At 48.8% G+C, this 18442-nt stretch carries 18 protein-coding genes and 1 tRNA gene; 7 read left to right on the top strand and 12 right to left on the bottom strand.

Annotation, left to right across the window (positions count from 1 at the left end):
• Positions 1-62 precede the first annotated feature (62 nt).
• Together QVE43_RS00445 and QVE43_RS00440 are read right to left on the bottom strand one after the other, a co-directional pair.
• Positions 63-2117 (bottom strand): M13 family metallopeptidase, encoded by a 2055-nt coding sequence (locus QVE43_RS00445; protein ID WP_288003722.1) that lies wholly within the window; start codon positions 2115-2117, stop codon positions 63-65.
• Between the two features lie 121 nt (positions 2118-2238).
• Positions 2239-2730, bottom strand: a complete 492-nt coding sequence (locus QVE43_RS00440; RefSeq protein WP_288003721.1) for a TerD family protein — start codon at positions 2728-2730, stop codon at positions 2239-2241.
• Positions 2731-2907: 177 nt separating this feature from the next.
• Here QVE43_RS00440 and QVE43_RS00435 point away from each other — a divergent pair, with 177 nt between their 5' ends.
• Together QVE43_RS00435 and QVE43_RS00430 are read left to right on the top strand one after the other, a co-directional pair.
• A complete protein-coding gene (locus tag QVE43_RS00435) occupies positions 2908-4299 on the top strand; it encodes a sodium:solute symporter family protein (RefSeq protein WP_288003719.1) in 1392 nt (463 codons plus the stop codon).
• 48 nt (positions 4300-4347) lie between these two features.
• A complete protein-coding gene (locus tag QVE43_RS00430) occupies positions 4348-4899 on the top strand; it encodes a DinB family protein (protein WP_288003717.1) in 552 nt (183 codons plus the stop codon).
• Positions 4900-4928: 29 nt separating this feature from the next.
• On the opposite strand, the gene lptC is transcribed toward QVE43_RS00430, so the two are convergent.
• The 8 genes from lptC to QVE43_RS00390 are packed head-to-tail and all read right to left on the bottom strand — an operon-like array spanning position 4929 to position 12799.
• On the bottom strand, positions 4929-5507 hold the full coding sequence (gene lptC, locus QVE43_RS00425) for an LPS export ABC transporter periplasmic protein LptC (protein ID WP_288003715.1): 579 nt from the start codon (positions 5505-5507) through the stop codon (positions 4929-4931).
• Positions 5508-5521: 14 nt separating this feature from the next.
• Complete coding sequence (locus tag QVE43_RS00420; RefSeq protein ID WP_288003713.1) at positions 5522-6841, bottom strand: hypothetical protein; 1320 nt, start codon at positions 6839-6841, stop codon at positions 5522-5524.
• Positions 6842-6898: 57 nt separating this feature from the next.
• On the bottom strand, positions 6899-8161 hold the full coding sequence (locus QVE43_RS00415; RefSeq protein WP_288003711.1) for a hypothetical protein: 1263 nt from the start codon (positions 8159-8161) through the stop codon (positions 6899-6901).
• A complete protein-coding gene (locus QVE43_RS00410) occupies positions 8142-8879 on the bottom strand; it encodes a type III pantothenate kinase (RefSeq protein WP_288003709.1) in 738 nt (245 codons plus the stop codon). The genes QVE43_RS00415 and QVE43_RS00410 overlap by 20 nt, the downstream gene beginning before the upstream one ends.
• Entirely contained in the window at positions 8876-10027 is a 1152-nt protein-coding gene (locus tag QVE43_RS00405) for a protein kinase (RefSeq protein WP_288003707.1), read from the bottom strand. The genes QVE43_RS00410 and QVE43_RS00405 overlap by 4 nt, the downstream gene beginning before the upstream one ends.
• 4 nt (positions 10028-10031) lie before the next feature.
• Positions 10032-11069: a protein phosphatase 2C domain-containing protein gene (locus QVE43_RS00400; RefSeq protein WP_288003705.1), complete on the bottom strand. Its 1038-nt coding sequence runs from the start codon at positions 11067-11069 to the stop codon at positions 10032-10034.
• Positions 11066-11737 carry a vWA domain-containing protein gene (locus QVE43_RS00395; protein WP_038030728.1) on the bottom strand — a complete coding sequence of 224 codons (672 nt, stop codon included), beginning with the start codon at positions 11735-11737 and terminating at the stop codon, positions 11066-11068. The genes QVE43_RS00400 and QVE43_RS00395 overlap by 4 nt, the downstream gene beginning before the upstream one ends.
• Positions 11738-11740: 3 nt before the next feature.
• Positions 11741-12799 (bottom strand): hypothetical protein, encoded by a 1059-nt coding sequence (locus QVE43_RS00390; RefSeq protein WP_288003703.1) that lies wholly within the window; start codon positions 12797-12799, stop codon positions 11741-11743.
• Positions 12800-12847: 48 nt separating this feature from the next.
• Between QVE43_RS00390 and QVE43_RS00385 the strand changes: the two genes are divergently transcribed.
• Together QVE43_RS00385 and QVE43_RS00380 are read left to right on the top strand one after the other, a co-directional pair.
• Positions 12848-14002 carry a hypothetical protein gene (locus QVE43_RS00385; protein WP_288003701.1) on the top strand — a complete coding sequence of 385 codons (1155 nt, stop codon included), beginning with the start codon at positions 12848-12850 and terminating at the stop codon, positions 14000-14002.
• 171 nt (positions 14003-14173) lie between these two features.
• Positions 14174-14247 (top strand) — tRNA-Arg (locus QVE43_RS00380).
• A 42-nt stretch (positions 14248-14289) separates the two neighbouring features.
• Here the strand turns inward: QVE43_RS00380 and QVE43_RS00375 are convergent.
• Positions 14290-15870: a GAF domain-containing SpoIIE family protein phosphatase gene (locus QVE43_RS00375; protein ID WP_288003699.1), complete on the bottom strand. Its 1581-nt coding sequence runs from the start codon at positions 15868-15870 to the stop codon at positions 14290-14292.
• 113 nt (positions 15871-15983) lie between these two features.
• Positions 15984-16265, bottom strand: coding sequence for a hypothetical protein (locus QVE43_RS00370; RefSeq protein WP_288003698.1), 282 nt, complete (start codon positions 16263-16265; stop codon positions 15984-15986).
• Positions 16266-16467: 202 nt separating this feature from the next.
• Here QVE43_RS00370 and greA point away from each other — a divergent pair, with 202 nt between their 5' ends.
• The 3 genes from greA to QVE43_RS00355 all read left to right on the top strand — a co-directional run bounded on the left by greA (position 16468) and on the right by QVE43_RS00355 (position 18435).
• Positions 16468-16950, top strand: a complete 483-nt coding sequence (greA, locus tag QVE43_RS00365) for a transcription elongation factor GreA (RefSeq protein ID WP_288003696.1) — start codon at positions 16468-16470, stop codon at positions 16948-16950.
• A 103-nt stretch (positions 16951-17053) separates the two neighbouring features.
• Positions 17054-17458, top strand: coding sequence for an HIT family protein (locus QVE43_RS00360; protein ID WP_038030717.1), 405 nt, complete (start codon positions 17054-17056; stop codon positions 17456-17458).
• Positions 17459-17460: 2 nt separating this feature from the next.
• Positions 17461-18435 (top strand): acetyl-CoA carboxylase carboxyltransferase subunit alpha, encoded by a 975-nt coding sequence (locus QVE43_RS00355; protein ID WP_288003693.1) that lies wholly within the window; start codon positions 17461-17463, stop codon positions 18433-18435.
• Positions 18436-18442: the final 7 nt, after the last annotated feature.

Genomic DNA, 18442 nt, shown 5'->3' with positions numbered 1-18442 from the left:
CAAATGCAAAAGGGGCGCCCCCTACCGGGACGCCCCCTTTAAAAACTACCGGAACGACATACTTACCAGATTTTCACCCTTTCTTCCGGCTTACGATACATCTTGTCGCCTTCTTTGCACCCGAAAGCCTCGTGGAATTCAGGCAGATTCGACAACGGACCATTTACACGGAAACGGGCCGGTGAGTGGGGATCAACCAACACCTGTTGCTTGAGGTATTCTTCACGGGCATTGGTGCGCCATACTTGTGCCCAAGAAATAAAGAAACGTTGCTCGGGCGTGAAGCCGTCAATAAGGGGGCGTTCCTTGCCTTCAAGGGCTTTCTGCAGCGCTGTATAGGCAATAGCCAAACCACCCAAATCGGCAATATTTTCGCCAAGAGTCAGGTCGCCGTTGACTTTCACACCGGGCAGCACTTCATAAGAAGAGAACTGTGCCGACAAGGCTTGTGCACGCTCTTTGAAGCGCTCGGCATCTTCGGGCATCCACCAGTCACGCAGGTTGCCCTCCGCATCGTATTGACGCCCCTGGTCGTCGAAGCCGTGGCTCAACTCATGCCCGATCACGGCGCCCATGCCTCCATAGTTCACCGCGTCATCGGCATTGGGGTCAAAGAAAGGTGGTTGTAAAATACCTGCGGGGAACACAATTTCGTTCATGGGCGGATTGTAATAGGCATTGACGGTGGGCGGCGTCATGAACCATTCGGTTTTATCGACGGGCTGCCCCAAGCGCTTCACTTGGCGCTCAAATTCAAAACGGTGTGCATTCTTCACATTTTGCCAATAATTGTTACGCACGATTTCCAAGCCGCTGTAGTCCTTCCACTTATCCGGATAGCCGATCTTGCGCTTGAAGGCTGCCAGTTTTTTCAGTGCTTCTTCTTTGGTTTTTTCGCTCATCCAGTCCAGATCCTTGATGTGCTGCTCATAGGCATACTGCAGGTTGTCTATCATTTCCATCACCTTGGCTTTGGCTTCGGGCGGAAAAGCCTTTTGTACGTAAAGCTGCCCTAAGGCTTCGCCCACGCCGTCATCTACGGTTGCCAGCACACGCTTCCAACGCTCTTTGTTTTGTTTTTGTCCACGCAGTGTTTTGTTGTAGAACTCGAAATGCGCCTGCACAAACTCATGATGCCAATAAGGGGCGCCGTTGTTGAGTGCATGGGCTTTTAAGTAGAGCTTCAAGTCTTCAACGGGGGTCTGCTGCCAAAGGCGGGCAACGGCTTTCAGGAAGTTGGGCTGCCCCACAATCACCTCCTTGGCTTGTGCTGCTCCTGCCAAAGTCAGTGCATTTTTAATAGAGAACGGTTTAGCAAGTGCTTCGGCTTCTTCTACACTCATTTTGTTGTAGTTTGCAATAGGGTCACGCAGCTCAACACGCGACTTGGATGCTTCCGCCAAAGCTTTTTCTATGCCAAATACGGTCTCGGCTGCTTGCTTGGCAGCTGTCTCATCGCTGCCCGACAGCCGAAAGAGCTTGGTCAAATAGGCTTTGTAAGCTTCGCGTATCTTTTGTTTGTCTTCATCTTCTTTTAAGTAGTAATCGCGGTCGGGCATACCCAGCCCGCCTTGGTAAATGTAGATGGCATATTGCTCACTATTTTTCTCATCGGGCATTACGAAGAGAGAAAGCACGGCGCGGCTGCCATTTTTTTTCTGCTCTATCCACTGCTGCAGCAGTTCTTCTTTACCGGTAGCTGCCTCAATGGCTTGCAGCTCGGCTTGCACCCACTCGGGCGCCGCCTTTTCTATGGTCAGGGAATCCATGCCCGAAGCATAGAAGTCGCCTACGAGCTGTTCGTTGCTACCTTTGGGGGCATTGGCTTCGGCGGCTTTTTCGGCTATCTCTTTCAAAATCTTCTGATTGCGCTCATACACTTCATTGAAGCTGCCCCAGCGGCTTTCGGTTTCGGGAATGGGGTTTTTCTTTATCCAGCCGCCGTTTACATACTGAAAGAAGTCCTCGCAAGGCGACACGGTGGTGTCGAAATTGGACAGGTCAATAGGCGGCGCTACTGCTACGGCCGTAGAGTCTGTTTGCTGTTTGTCTTCGTTTTTTTGCTGACAAGCGCCCAGGGCGGCGGTCAGTGCCAGCGCATAATACCATTGTTTCATAGTACTGAAAGATTGTTTTGGTTTAAGCATACAACGTTTTAAAATTCGGATTATTTTACAAAAAAAATCCGGACTGTCCACAGGCAGCCCGGTATTCAAGGCTTCTTGTTCCGGCTATGTTTTAAATAAAGTTGCGCAGACTAAGCACAATTTCGCTGTTTTTCTGGTCTTTTAAAGGCTCCCCTATGGCTTCAAACTCCCAAGCACCATCTACGCTCCGGAACAGCTTAGCCATCACCATAGTGGTAAAACCTGCAAAGCGTTCTTCCTTTTCCAGAAAGAAAGAAGCCAAAGGCTTGGAACCATCGGGCGTCTTTTCGAGAATACGTATTCTCGAAAAAGAAAGCTTTTCGAATGTATCGCCACGATAAGAGTTGATATAAAATACCAGCGTCTGCACTTCCGGGGACAGTTTATCAAGAGCGATGTCTATCACTTCGTTGTCTCTGTCAGAAGTGAAAGTATGCCCTTTCAAGTCATCGCCACTGTGGCGGATAGCCCCGTCATCGGAACGCAATTTGCCAAAATATATCAAATCCAGCAGGCGTTTGTCGGCAGCATATAATGCCACACTGCCGTCCAAATCAATCCCTTTGCCGAACAGGCGCCCCAAAACATAATCACACGCGCTTTTCTTCTGATTGAAAGAAGTCAGGCAAACCGGCTGCCTTGTCAAATATAAAAAACCATGTCAAATATAACATTCCCTTCAAGCATAAAAGGAAAATTGTATGTGCTCATTTATTTTTGCCTGCACGCATGAAATAAACAGATAAATTATTTTTCAAGTATGCAATACGACGCTACCGGCTTGTATATCATAGCGTTCGTGCTTATCAACACGCTCATAGGTCTTGTTTATGCCCGCCGGGTTCGTAATAGTCGCGATTTTTTTCAGGCAGGGCGCCGCTTGTCGTTGCCGGTCAATGCGGCTGCCCTCTTTGCCACCTGGTTTGGTGCCGAAACCATTTTGGGCGCATCGGCTGTGTTTGTTGAATCGGGCCTGCCGGGCGTCATTGAAGACCCTTTTGGGGCAGTCCTTTGTTTTTTCTTGGTCGGCCGTTTTTTTGCGGGTGCTTTTTATCGTTCCAACTGCCTTACTATCAATGACTATATGGGCAAGCGCTTCAACGAAAGCGTCGCGGTGGGCTCTGCACTGCTTATGATTCCGTCTTATTTGGGGTGGATTGCCGCACAATTGCTTGCCGTAGGCTTGATTTTGCAGCATGTATTGGGCATAGACAGCACCACCGGGCTGTGGATTGCACTCTTGGTTAGTTTGTCTTACACAGGCAGTGGCGGCATGTGGTCGGTAAGCATTACTGACTTTATGCAAAGTTTTTTCATTATTGCGGGCTTATTGCTGATGCTTTTTTATGTGTTTCCTGACTGGCACAGCATTATGACGGCGCTGCAGCGACTGCCTGCCGGGCACTGGCGCCTGCTGCCGGACGGCAATGCCGTTGCCATCTCGCATTATTTTGCCGCATGGTTCACCATAGGGCTGGGCTCCATTCCTTCACAAGATATCTTTCAGCGCATTATGGCTGCCCGCGATGAAGCCACAGCCCGCCGCTCTGCTTATGTGAGCGCTCTTCTATATCTTACGGTGGGCTTGCTGCCTTTGCTTTTGGCAGCAGGCATCCGTATGCAGTCCGATGTCAGTGGCGAAGATTTTATTTTACAGTGGTTGATGCAACAAAAAGAACAGACCTTCTTGCAGGTGCTTTTTGTGGGTGCTTTGCTGTCTGCCATTTTGAGTACCACCAGCGGCGCAATTTTGGCACCGGCAAGTGTGCTGAGTGAAAACATTTTGCGCCCGCTGTTTAAGCGTCATGCCAAAAAGGAAGGTTTCTTTTTGCTGATGAGCCGTTTGTCGGTTGTTCTTATGGGGCTGTTGGCTGCATGGTTGGGCTTTTCGGGACAAAGCATTTACGAGCTGGTGGGAATGTCATCGGCATTCAGCTTGGTTTCTTTGTTTGTGCCCCTGTGTTTTGCATTGGGCAAAAAGCAGCTGCGTTCGAGCCGGGGCGCCCATCTCTCTATGTGGACGGGGCTGCTGGCGTGGGCGGTGGCTTCTTATTTGGAAAGCAGCATTGCACCACTTATGATAGGCTTGGGCAGCAGCCTTTTGGCTTATTTTTCTGCTGTTATTGCTGAAAGGTGGGTTTCAAAAAAATGACAGATGTTTATTTCTTGCCTGCAATTGCGTATCTTGAAAACAAAAAACATGAGCAAGCAAAAGGAACGTTGGCTTCAGCGCCTGCAGCACATGAATACCGAGCTGAATGCACTGCTAAGCAGAATAGAGGCATACAACGAGCAGGAACTGCATTTTAAACCGGCCGCCGATGCCTGGTCTATTGCGCAGGTTTTACACCATCTGTTCATAGGCGAAGCCGGCACCATGCATTATATTCGCAAAAAGCTGTCCTACGGTCCACCGCCTGCCCTCACCCGGTGGCATCGTCTGCGCGGGCGCTTGTTAAAATTGATGCTTTCACTGCCTTTGAAGTTCAAAGCACCTGCTGTAGTGAGTCAAGTGCCGGAGCGCCCCGACGTACCTGCCATCATAGAGCAGTGGCGCGCCACAAGAAAAGAAATGGAAGATTTTATCCGGAATATGCCCGCAGAATATGAGCACAAGGCACTCTTCAAGCATCCTGTTGCCGGACGCATGGGCATAGAAGGAATCCTTGATTTTTGGGAAGAGCATTTGCGCCACCATATACGGCAAATAGACCGGATAGAACAGCGCATGCAGGCATCGTTTGTAAAATAACGGAAGCAGGACGTCCTGCTTCCGGGGCATTAGTCCATACCTTCTTCAAGTGTGATGATGCCCGTGGGCTTTTGTATTTCGTAATAAGAGAAATCCTCGTTTGCCACCAAGCCTTCGCCTTTGATAATTTCCGTAGGCGTGGTAATAATCACAAACTTATCGGTATATATTTTCTTGTCCTTGGGTGCCCAAAACAGCTCTTCGGTTTGCAGGGTTTTCTTCTCTTTCAGGTCTTCCACCAGCACCTCTCCTACTACTCGATACAACTGTTTTTCTTTGTAATAGAATCCCTGCCTTGCCGACAGCACGGCTTTAGGTTTCATGAAATCATCGAAGAAAGTAACCTTTACGCCCTCGGGGTACTCGATGTTGCCGTTTTCGTACTGTGCTTGCTTTTTGCCCTCGAGCTTTATTTTTACTTTGGCAGAGTCGCTGTATAAAGACACAATGTTTTCACTTTCTACCAGTGGTCCACTATACACCTGCATCTCTTTTATGCCTTTTTTGCGCTCTTCGTCGCAGGCAGTGCTCACAAGCAAGCAACAAGCTAAAAAGAAGCATCGGATAAGGGCTTGCCCCCATCCGATGCCGGAAAATGTGTGCTTCATATCAAAAACAGGCATTATAAATCGCTCAATTGCGGAATGGTCACGGTTTCACCTATCCAGCAGTTGACGGTTACGGTCTTGCCCGCCATGCCCTCGGTAAATACTTCCTCTTTAGTGGGGAAGTACTTGCGCGCCAACGCCATTTTTTGGCTGTTTCCGGCACGCTTATACATGTTATATGCTGCAATGGCATAGGCTTTTTGTTCTACGGGATTTTCGCCGTTGCTGCACTCCGACCCGCTTTTCAGATACAAATCGCCAATGGTGGTATAAGCCAAAGCAGCTTCGTTGGGGTCAAGCTCTGCCAGCTTGAGCGCATAGTTGCGGCAAGCCTGCTTGGCACCTGTGCGCAGGGTCAAGCCCATCAGCTCTTTATATACTTTTGCTTTTTCTTCGTTGGTAGAAGCCAAGTTTAAGGCTTTTTGGTACATATCCATGGCTTTCGATACCTGATTTTTCGATTCGTAAAGTGTAGCCACCACAAGCGCATTGTTGTAAGTAGGCTCTTCACGGAAGAGGTAGTCCATGGTTTCAACAAACAAGTCGCTGTTGTAGCACTGTGCCGACTTCATGATGTCGCGAATCTGTGCGGCCATTTCTTTGTTGGGCGACTGACGGAATTTATCCCCAAAAATGCTTTCTATTTGTGCGCAGTCCAGTTTCACGTACTGCATGAAGTAGGCATCCACATTCTTTTCGGTGTCTTGCCACTGCTTTTTGGTTGTTTCGTCTTTGGCGGCTGCCAAAGCCTTGGCTATAATGTCCTTACAGGTAAGGTATATTTTTACTACTTCTGCGTTGTCGATTTTTTTCTGATTGAGCAAGTTAATACCTACCAGCAAGTAGTATTGCACATTGGCAAAGTAGGTGTTCGGGCCGTTCAGTTCGATAATGCGCTCATAGAGTTTGCGCAGCTCTTCCATTTTTTCGGGCTTCTGATAGTAGAAGTTGTAAGCATAGTAGCCCTTATAGTTCAAAGTAGTAGCTTCGTTGTCGAAGTACTTGATAGATTGGTCGAAGATGCTCATCAAAGTATCTTGATAAGCTTCTTTTATAGCCGGCTCTTCGGTCTTTTGAATTTTTGCATAATAGGCACGAACAGCATCCGTATAAAGGAAAGCGCCCAAGTCGGGGGTGTTTTTCAACAGCCAGCTGATGGCATCCACTGCCCCTTCCGGTCTTTTGAACACATTCATTTCATCGCGGTAAAAGACAACCTTCTCCATGGCTATCTTACGCAGCACCGTATCTTCGGGCCAATTGGGCTGCTGAGCCTGTGCCATCCCCAGCACATAGGTAAATACCAAGACGAGAGTAACGAACCACTTTTTCATAACACACATAGTTTTGACTTTTAAAATTTTAATCGATATAGCAATTTCCGCTTTTACTTAATCGTATTTAGGACGCTTAAACCACATCAAATCGTTCATGGAAACACCTATTCCAAGCTGCACGAAGCGTTCCTGCAAGCCGTTCTTCTCTACGGTGCCACGCTGCCCCAGGCCAATGTTCCAATGCAGGTAGGTAAAGCGCACCGGGTTTACTCCTACAGGCATAGACATGCCAAAATTGATGCCAAACTCTTCTACAGCATTTCCGCCCAACTGATAGGGAAGCTGCCGGTAATTCAAACCTACACGATAAGAAACACGCTCAAAGAAGCTATCTACCGAACGGAAGTTGGGGGTATAAACGCCCCCTACGGTCAGTTGCATGGTGTTGTTAAAGTTGCTGTTTTCGTCCAAAAAGCGGTAGTCGCTCCACTGTTCCATGCTTAGTTCGACACCTATCATCCATTTGTTGGGTTCTTCTATACTCATTCCCAGCGCCCATTGGTTGGGAAGTGTGATGGTGCCCACCTGCCCTTCATACAGGGTATCCACGGTGATGGTAGCCCCTACTTCCGAGCGCTTTTCAATAGATTCAAAGCGTTTGGTTTTTAGCTCATTTCTATACGTATAAGTAGCGCCAATGTTCAATCTTTTTTTTGCCCCCAGATCCTTCTTCCAAAAGACGCCGGGCGTCACAGCCCATCCCTTGGTATTCAGACGGTTATAATAAACCACCTGATAATCGCGGTCTGCCGTGTAGAGCATACTCTGAGTCTCGCTTTCAAGAGCACCAAACATGTAGTTGGCACGTACGCCCACAGACAGCGACTTGGTCAGCTGCACTCCATGTGCCCAGAAGAGCGTATTGATGCCACCGGTCGATTGGTATTTATACTCCACTTCAAAGGGAGTGCCTTCCACGAATTCCACACTGCGGGTGCGAAAATTGCTTTGCGTGTAAGGCATCAAACCGAAAGCAGTGGACCAGCGCTTGGAAATAGATAAAGTCAGTGAGAAGTAATCTACGTTTGCTCCGAAGTCCTCTTGCGCTTGGCTGTTGTCCTGCATCCACACATAGCGGGCATGTGCTGCTGCGTCGAAAATCGTGTTTTTGTTTTTAGCCAAAAGCGCCGGGTTTTTGATATTGCCGGTGAGAAACTCACCATAAGCTACGCCCAAGCCTCCCATGGCTTGCTGAGGCGCAAAGGTTTCAGGCGCAAAATTGCCTATACCAATCAGTGAGTAAGGGGAGCTTTGTGCCCAAAGGCAAGTCAGTGGTAACAAAGCAAATAAGAGGGTGCTAAGTATGTTTTTCCGCATTATAATCTAAAATTCGGTTTAGCCCAATTAAGACCAATTTTGGCTCTGCAAAGGTATGAAATTTTAGTTGTTTTTTAAAGAATAGAGCGTCGCCCCCGCATAAAATTATTTGTAAGTTTGGATATTCCTTTGCAAAAGATTCTGCAAAGAAAGAGATTTCACCAAGCACGCCTTGTACTGCCCCTGTTTTCATGGCTTCGGTTGTGCTGCGTCCTATCAGAGCCGGAAGTTCTTCTGCCGGGCTCCATTCAAGGCGCGGCAAACGTGCCGTAAAAGTATGCATTGCCTGCAAGCGCATGCGCACGCCCGGCGAAATGATGCCACCGGGGTATTCGCCCGTTGGCTTTACCAAGTCGTAGGTAATGCAGGTGCCAATGTCAACGACCAACACAGGACGAGCGGGGAAAAGTGTATGTGCCGCTGCCGCTGCCGCAATGCGATCGACGCCCAGCGTGTGGGGGGTACGATAAGTAATATGAATGGGCAAATCGCTTTCATGGGAAAGCTGCATTTTTAAACCTTCTACATGGGCGGTATAAAGGTTTTCCAAGCCGTACTTCCCCACCGAGGCCACTATGAGATGCTGTATATGCGCTTGCGCCTTCAGCCAATCTTGCAGCTGCCAAAGTGCATCGAAATCAAAGTACCGCCACAAGCGCTTTTTTTCGAAAACGCCCACTTTTATACGCGTATTACCGATGTCTATGGCTACGTTCATGGTATATCTTTTTCATCTTTGCCGCCTAAGCCGAGCCGAAGTCCTTTTCCCCGCAATGTAGGCTTTTCAGGCGATTCAGGCAGCTTTTTTTCATCTGTGCTTTCTGCGGGGTCCGGCTCTGCTGCCCCGGCAGATAAGGCAGGGACTTTACGAAGCAAAGTTCCTTTTAGCGGGGAAGCGGGCGGTGTCTCCTCTGCCGGGTGTTTGTCTTCTGCTGTTTCGTGCTCCGGTAAAGGCGCACGCTCGTAGGGCTCATCCGACTTAATACTTTTGAGGGTGTCAAAAACGGTGGCTATGTCGGGGCGTTCGTGCGGGTGCAAGCGCAGCATATCATTTACCAGGCGCTTGAGCTTATAAGGCAAGTCTGCCACCGGCAAACGCAGCGTATGCCCTGCCCAGGCAGCCAAGGCCGGATAACCGTACTTTGCCGGGTATTTGGGCAGCTCACCGGTCAGGTACAGGCAAAAAACGAGTCCCAAAGAAAAAATATCGGCTTTGTCGGTCAACATTTCCGGCGTTACTGCTTCGCTGCCTTGCACATAGGCGGCCACTTCGGGCGAATAAAACACCATATCGCCCACCAGGTCTTCGGAAAACTCGGGTGGTTGCCCTATCAGATAGCTGTTGTCGAAATCAATGAGCTTGGTTGTGTACAGGTTGGTTTTGGTCTGTTTGATGAGGATGTTTCCGGGCTTGAGGTCGCCATGCACAATGCCTGCACGGTGCAAAATCTGCAAGGAGTGGGCAATGGTTTTGAGAATCAACAGGCGGTTGCTCAAAGGCAAGCGGCTAATGTCTTCGGGGCTCAGCGAAGCGGTGTCTATTTTTTCCGTTACTTTGTAGTAGGTGGTTCCTACACGGAAAAAGTCAATAGTAAAAACCAAATTGCCCCCTTTGCCACAGCGCTCGTTGATGCGGTCCATCAAGGCGCGGTGGTGGTTTTCGAAGCGCTCACATGCCCGGCGCTTTCGTTCCTTGGACTTGGCACTTCCCGGGGCGTCTTCGGTGGGGTATTTTGGCGAAAGAAACTCCTTGATGAAGTATTCTTTTCCGCCTTTTTCAGCAAAAGACCATTTGCTTAGCCCCCCACCGGCGGTAGAGAAGTCGCGTAAGATGCGATAACCATTGATGATGTCGCCTTTTTGCATAGCCCTACGGTTGTCTTATCCTTCCCGATGTTACATAATCGTGCCACAGCTGTTTGCGCAGGCGCTGTTTTTCCTGCTCCAAAGCGTCCAGCGCCTCTTCTATTTGCTGCTTGTGTTCTCTTAGTTTTTCTATTTGAACCACCAGCTCATTCAATGGAGCAATGAAGCGACGATAGAACTGCGGATTGTCTCGTGTGAAAACCCACTGCAGCAAAGCGGTGTCGGTAGCAGCCTCGCCCAAAGCCACCAATGCCATGCTCACATCATCGGCAGCCATGCGGTGCAGCTCCTGCTGCAGCAGCTCTGCCCATAAAGACATGCCCCCGCCCCTGCTTAGCTCAAGAGTATGGCGCAACAAATACTCAAAATGGGGTGGCGAAGGCAAATAGGCAAAGCAACCATCGGTAGCCACCAGCAAACACAAAGGGGCTTCTATGTTGTAAACGGCCTGATTGATGACGAAGTCACCGCCGGCATGGATACAATTGTTCAAAGGGGCATCATTGATGAGCTGTTCGAGCAAGTCGTCATGGTCTTGCCGCACATCATCTTTGGTCAAGAGTACCATTTGCATGGGCAACAAAGCATAGGCGCGTGAGTCGCCGGCCCAAAGCACACACAAGCGGAAGCGGTCCACCTGTCCGGGCAGGGGCTCCCATAGCAAAGCACACATGGTGGTAGGCAATTGGCGCACCAAGCGGCTACGCAGCTTCGATTGCCCCGAAGGATACAGCCGGGCGGCTTCCTGTGCAAAAACAGTTTTCAGCTGTTGTTCCAAGCCTTCGGCAAAACCTTCTATACTTCCTTCGTAGGTCTCGAAATAGTCGCGCAGCACTTGGGCTGCCAGGCGGGCTGCCACATAAGCCCCCGGGCGCTCTTCGCCCTGCCATAAGCAAGGAGCCGAGCCTGCCCCGCCCATGCCATCGAATACAGCAATTAAGCCTCGCCGGTTACGTGCATTCCACAAACGCAAAGGCGGTGCATCCTCGCCCAAGCCCGGGATTTTATCCAACACAAAATCGAAACCGGGTATTTCTGTCATACGCTATTGGCAATCGCATCCAAAATAGTCTGATAATCCACCTCGCTCAGCCCCTCACCTGCCTTCGACGGATATTGTATGGTGTTTTCCCAATGATTGGCAATATCGGTCCATGCATAAGCATCGGGTGAGTAAATAATCAAGCGTTTGGCGGTGTGGCTCATGTACTGCCCTTCCCACCAGTCGGTCAGTTCATCGAAGTCGGCCGGCATATCGGCCGGATACCACTGTGGCTTGGCGCCGGCATGCAGTTCCAAGGGGTGTGTGCTGGCGTCGGTCCAAACGATGATGATTTGACGGCGCTTGTCGCCCTCTTTGTTCCATTCCGAGCGGATGGCCAGTGCCAATGCTTCCAGTCCATTTTCCGGCTCATCGCCTCCGCCATCTGCCACAATACCATCTACAAAACTTTTGAAACGGCTTTGCTCATCGGGCAACACAAAGAAAGGCGACATTTCAAGTGCTTTGTCTTTGTCGAAATAGAAGTCACGGAAAGCAATCACCTTTACACGCAGCGTGTCTATGGTTTTGGCTTTTTGCTGCATGACTTCCATAAGGTCGTCATAAAAGCGCAGCGCGTTTTCTTTGACACGGTCAATGATAGGCGACATGCTGCCTGTGGCATCAATGCACATGACTATATCCACGTTGTAGTGCAATCCTTGCATAGCTCACTGTTTTAAGTAGAAATCTATTTCGCTAAGTTCTTCTTTTTGTATTTCTTTTTCAAAAGCTTCATACAGGCTTTGATAAGTAGCAATTCCCGATTCATTGATAAACATGAAATACTGCCCGCCCATGTTTTCTTCCGACACGTCTATGCTCAACTTGGCGAGCAAATCCATCACCCGTGGTTTGTAGTCTATAAACTGCGCAATCACCTGCCTGTAAGCCTCGTCTATCATTTTATATGCCTTTCGAAAAGCTTCGTCTTCAAAAATGATATAATCATACACTTCGGGCCGGTGCTGCTTACAATAAGCCAGGTACTGCAGGATGTAATACTTAAACTCAATATAGGGCAGGTACATTTCGTAGAAGTTCGTAAAAAAGTCTTTCCACGGCTTATCATCATGCAAGGGGCGCTCGTTATAATCGGTGGTCAGGGCGCCATAAAATGCTTCACGTTCATAAAAACGATGAAGGGCAAAAGCCACCCGGGCGCTATGCAAATAAGCATGCCACTCGTCCAACAGCCCATAGATGCCTTCCTGCTGTGGCATCATGCTTTCGTCATCGGTCTCTATAAACTCATAAAATTTATTTTCACGCAGTGCTTCGGGTACCGAAGCTGCCATCAAGCGTGCCGGCGGGGTAGGTTTCAGCTTCACAAGCACCTCACGCGTGGTGTCCAGAGAGAAACACAAGTATTCATTCCCCGGCGAAAAGGGCATCCCCCGTTTTTGAATGAGCGCATAAGCACGACGGTGAGCATAAAGGTGTGTCATTTCGTGCACCATCACCGGCACCGAGTTTACTGCCAGGTCTTTGCGTGTCGTGTCAATGATATAGTGCAAAAAATCTATATGGCGCCCTACTTTAAAAGTGGCATTGGAAAGGGTAAACTCGGAAGGTGTGCGATAGTAGGTCTCCAGCATGGCATACTCTTCCGGCGCATAAATCATCAACACCTGCCGTATGAATTTACGGGCATTGATGTGTGAAATATCTTGCTGGGCAACCCCTTGAAAGACAAGCAAGCATAAGACGGTTGTCAGTAGCTTCCGCATTCGCTGAAAAAATTTGTATGTTGCGAAAATATAATAAAAAACTGCACAATGAGCAGGCTTCCGGCTTCAGCAGGCAAGAAACCCAACGGTATTGTGATTTTAGTTGCTTCGGTGTTGAAGCCCATTCGAGATATACGACATTACCACAAACTAAGTTGGGCATTGGGGCGCCATTTGCCCGAAGCACGTTTTTATTTTGCAGGATACGGACTGCCACAAGCTGCCAATGAGTTTTCTTTATTCAGAGGGCGGCGCCTGTCCTTTGCACGCTTGGGGGCAGTCATGCGCTTTTTGCGCTTGCTTTGGCGCCTGCGCCCCCGGGTAGTGATGGTTTGCGCACTTGAGTTGCTCCCTTTCGCCTTGCTTTACCGTTTGCTTTCAGGGGCTTATTTGATATTGGACCTGCAAGAAAATTATGAAGCCAACGTAAAAGCACACGAAGGTTACCGGTTTCGCTTCCTTTGGGCATGGATGGTTCGTGCATGTTACCGCCTTCTTTTGCCCCGCGTGCAATGCATACTTTATGCCGAAGCCTGCTATGCCGAGGAAATCCCCTCTTTGCGCAAACATCCTCATGCCTTATACATAGCCAACAAGGTGCGGCGGCATGCGCAACCTGCTCCGGTGCACAACCCTTTCCGCCTGGTACTAACCGGCACACTTAGCAGCCTTTTTGGTTTGCTCGAAGCGGTGGCGCTTTGTCGCCGGTTACACGCCCTCGATAGCCGCTATCATTTGGTATTGGCAGGACAGCTTTCGCCTGCTCTTACAAGCGAAGCGCTTCGTTTGTTGGAAGCCCCTTTCATTGACAGCCGCCATGTTTCCTTCCAGCCTGTGGCGTACGATATCATAGAAGGAACTTTGCGGGCAGGCGGTGTGGGCCTCATGCTGTATCATCCTAAAAAAAGCATTGCCCGTCGCGTACCCACCAAATTGTATGAATATTTATCGTGGCACATGCCCATAGTAGGCACAGCGCATCCGTTTTGGCAAAGTGTTGCCAGTCAATATGCCGATGGGCTCTACTACGGCTTGGTGCTTGAAGAAATCAACGAAGCCGGTAAACCGGAAGCGTTGCACCGGTGGCTCATGCAACCGAAGCCTACACAAGCAAGTCCGTATATTTTTTTTGAAGTCAGCGAAGCGCCTAAATTAAAACCGCTGGCACGGCACCTCCGGGCGCGCTATCTTCCGAAACCTTGAAATCAAAAGAAACACAACAACCACCGGCATTTTTTTACAAAAAAACCTGCTGATAAACAAGTACGTACATTTTTTTCAAAAAAAATTTTCAAAAAATGCTTGCACAGTTTTTTCGAAGCTACTACCTTTGCATTGCAATTCGACGGAAAAACGAAGTCGAAAAAAGCAAAAGGCCTCGTAGCTCAATTGGATAGAGCATCTGACTACGGATCAGAAGGTTGGGGGTTCGAATCCTCCCGAGGTCACGAAAAGCGGGCAAAAGCCCGCTTTTTTTGTTTGTTGCCTTGCTATAATAAATGCAGTTTCACCCCCAATAGCAAAATATCATCCACCTGTTTGTGGAAGTAATTCTCCCCATAGCGCCAACTGTTCAGTGTTTCAATAAGGATTTCTTTTTGCTGCTCCATGGACAGGCGGTGGATGTCCATTAGCAAACGCCGCAGGCGCTTACGCATGAACTTGCGCCCTTCGGGTCCACCAAATTGATCGGGGTAGCCATCTGAAAAGAGATAGAAGGTGGTGGGGATAGTCAAATTCACAAAGCGGCGATGGAACGCCTTGGGGTCCTCGCCCACGGTCCATATGCCCCCTACCGGCTTCTTTCCTCCTTTGATTTCGTGCATTTGTCCTTGTTGAATATAAATTAAAGGCATCTTAGCCCCGGCAAACTTCATAATTTTCGTACGACGGTCGATGGTGCAAATACCGGCATCCATGCCGTCTTGCATTTTGGTTTCGTCTTGCTTGAGCAGGCGCTGAATGCCTTTGTGCAATTCTGCCAAGATGCTGTCCGGATCCACAATGCCCCGCCCCAATACAATCTCATTGAGCAGGTTAGCGCCAATCAGGCTCATGAAAGCCCCCGGCACACCATGCCCCGTGCAATCAACGGCGGCCAGTATTTGTTTGCTACCTACCTCTTGAAACCAATAGAAGTCGCCACTCACCACATCTTTGGGCTCATAAATCACAAACGATTCCGGAAAAGCGCGCCGTATGTCTTCCATCTTGGGCAAGATGGACTGTTGGATATGACTGGCATAGTTGATGCTGTCGGTAATGCGTTTGTTTTTGAGTTTGATTTGCTCGGTTTGCTTTTCCACACGGGCATACACTTGTGCATTCTCCATGGCAATAGCCAAATAAACGGCAATACTTTCAAGGAAGTCTACCTCTTCGGCTGTGTACACACCGGCTTGACAAGAAGCCACATACAAGCAGCCCAGCTTAATAGACGAACTGATGAGCGGCACGCAAACGAGTGAGCGGATAGGCGTTTCAACCGCCGATTCGATGTACTCGCCCCCTTCCTCCTGAAAGTCGCGGGTATGTACAGTACGCCTGCGGCGAAGACTGTAAGCACAAACATCCTCTATAATCCATGCAGAAAGCGGCAGTTCCTTGTCTGTGCGCAGCAAGTGGCATGCCGTGTCGAAGGTAGTACGAAACATATCATACTGCACAATGGCCAACACCTCATAAGGCAAGCGCCCGTCCAAATAGCCGGCAATGACATGCAGGGTTTTTTCCAAGGAAAGGCTTGCCGTAATTTTTTTACCTATTTCACTGACCACCTGAATGTCTTGTAATGCCTTTTCGAGCTCTGCCTGGTGCCTCTCAAGCAACTGCTGGGCTACCTGCTGCCCGGCTGTCTGTGTTTCCAGCTCGTGATGCAGGTCTTGCAAGCAGCGAAAAAGCGCCCACACAATGGCAGCCTGGAACAGCCAAAGGAAAAGAAAAAGCAGACTTCGCCCCAAAGGCAAAGGGGGGACAAGCTGAATAAACAAAAGCAACTGCAGCAACAAAAGTGCGATAAAGGAAGCAAAAAAGAGCTTCCGCCAAAAAGAACGTTGCAATAAAGAGCGCATAAGGTAGTGTAAAGTTATCGGCTTTGTGGTTAAAATTTAACGATAACTTTATGATAAAAGAAAAAAGCGGACTTCTTTTGCCCGCTTTCTTTTTTGCTTAAACTTCCGGTGTGTTAGTCGTCATGTTCTTCCGATTCTTCTTTGCGCTTGTCGCAAGCGTCTTTTTTGCCTTTCTTGCAGCAGCTTTTTTCTTCTGCTTTAGCATGTGCTTTGGCTTTAGCTTTGCACTTTTCACACTTCTTGCCTTCTTTACACTTGTCACACTTTTTCTTTTCTACCTTCTCCACCTGCTTCACTTGATGCGCTGCCGGCGATACGGCCTGCACTTGTGCAGAAGCGTTCTGTGCAAAAACCATCAATGCCAAAGTAAACACCAATACCACGAACTGTTTCATAACCTTATCGTTTTTTAGATGAACAAACAAGTAACGCTCAAATATACGTTTTTTTCAGGATGAAAGTTGAGAAAGTGGCAACACTTGCTTTTTTTAGAATGATTTTTTACCTTTGTAATCAAGAACAAAACAAGAGCGGTCTATGGTAAAACATATGACCGTTCTCTTTTTTATTTATGGGTAATTCAAAAGAAAGATTTCTATGGCAAAGATAAATTATTATACCAAAGAAGGATTGGAGCGATTGAAAGCCGAATTGCAGGAGCTGAAAACCAAAGGACGCGCCGAAATAGCCCGCCAAATAGCCGAAGCCCGCGATAAAGGTGACCTCAGCGAAAACGCAGAATATGATGCGGCAAAAGATGCACAGGGCTTGCTGGAGCTGAAGATATCGCAGCTGGAAGAGCTTATCAGCAATGCGCGCATCATTGATGAGAGCAATATAGACTTGTCGAAGGTGTCTATTTTAACCACCGTTAAAATACGCAACACCAAAAACGGCATGGAGATGACCTACACACTCGTGCCCGAAGAAGAAGCCAATTTAAAAGAAAACAAGATATCGGTGCAGTCGCCCATAGGCAAAGGCTTACTGGGCAAAAAAGTAGGCGAAAAGGTAGATATTTCCGTGCCGGCAGGCACCATCACTTTCGAGATACTCGAAATCTCGTTGGCGCAACTGTAAGCTTTCGAAAGATGAAAGTATTCCAACATACCCACGCCGGTAAAGCTTGTGCTTACCGGCTTTTTTCATGATATTTACCCTAACACCAAATCCGCAAAACGCTATGGCTTCTATATTTACCAAAATCGTGCGTGGCGAAATACCCTGCCATAAAATTGCTGAAGATGAGCGTTATCTGGCTTTCCTCGACATCATGCCCGTAGCCAAAGGGCACACGCTGGTCATTCCCAAAGAAGAAATAGACTATATCTTTGACCTGCCCGACGACCTGCTGGCCGGCTTGCACGTCTTTTCAAAAAAAGTAGCCAAAGCCATCGAGGCGGTGGTACCCTGCCAACGTATTGGCGTGGCGGTAGTCGGTTTGGAAGTGCCTCATGCCCATGTCCACTTGATACCGCTCAATTCAATTCATGATATTAACTTTGCACACCGGATGAAAGCCACCCCCGAAGAATTGGCTGCCGTGGCTGCATCCATCAGAAGTGCATTTGAAAAACAAAACACTTAATTATGGCAAACAACAAAGTGTATCTCGACTTTGAAAAACCCATCGCCGAACTGGAGGCGAGGCTTGAAGAAATGATTCAGATGGCAAAAGAAAAAAATACACATAGCTTTGATGAAGCTATCAACAGTCTGAAAGAAAGCATTCAGAAATTGAAAAAGGAAACCTACAGCAACCTGACCCCCTGGCAACGTGTGCAGCTGTCGCGCCATCCCGAACGTCCCTACACCATGGACTATATCCGCGCGCTCTGTGAAGAGTTCATTGAGCTGCACGGCGACCGCCAAGTGCGCGACGACAAAGCCATCGTGGGCGGCTTCGGGCGCATCGGCGAGCAAACCATCATGTTCATAGGGCATCAGAAAGGGCGCAACACCAAAGAGCGCCAATACCGCAACTTTGGCATGGCCAACCCCGAAGGCTACCGCAAAGCCTTGCGCCTGATGCGACTGGCTGAAAAATTTGGCAAGCCGATTGTCACGCTCATAGATACGCCCGGTGCCTTTCCCGGCATGGAAGCCGAAGAGCGCGGTCAAGGGGAAGCCATCGCCCGCAACCTGCGCGAAATGTTTCGTATTAAAGTGCCCATCATCTGCATTGTCATTGGTGAAGGGGCTTCAGGTGGTGCCTTGGGCATAGCCATCGGCGACCGCGTATATATGCTTGAAAACACCTGGTATTCGGTCATATCGCCCGAGTCCTGCTCTTCTATTCTGTGGCGCAGCTGGGATTACAAAGAGCAGGCTGCCGAAGCGCTCAAGCTCACAGCCGAAGACATGCTCAACAATAAACTGATTGACGGCATTATTCCCGAACCGTTGGGCGGCGCCCATCAAGACCCGGAAACGACCTTCCAAACAGTAAAGGAGTTCATTTTGCGTGATATCGAAACGTTGAAAAAAGAAGATACGACGCAGTTGCTGGCTGCCCGTATCGACAAATTTTCACGCATGGGCGTATTCATTGAAAACCCGGCTTAAAAACAGA

Source organism: Thermonema sp., from assembly GCF_026003375.1.
GTDB lineage: Bacteria > Bacteroidota > Bacteroidia > Cytophagales > Thermonemataceae > Thermonema > Thermonema rossianum.
The sequence above is the reverse complement of the archived record's forward strand: the minus strand, read 5'-3'. Positions and strand labels throughout refer to the sequence as shown.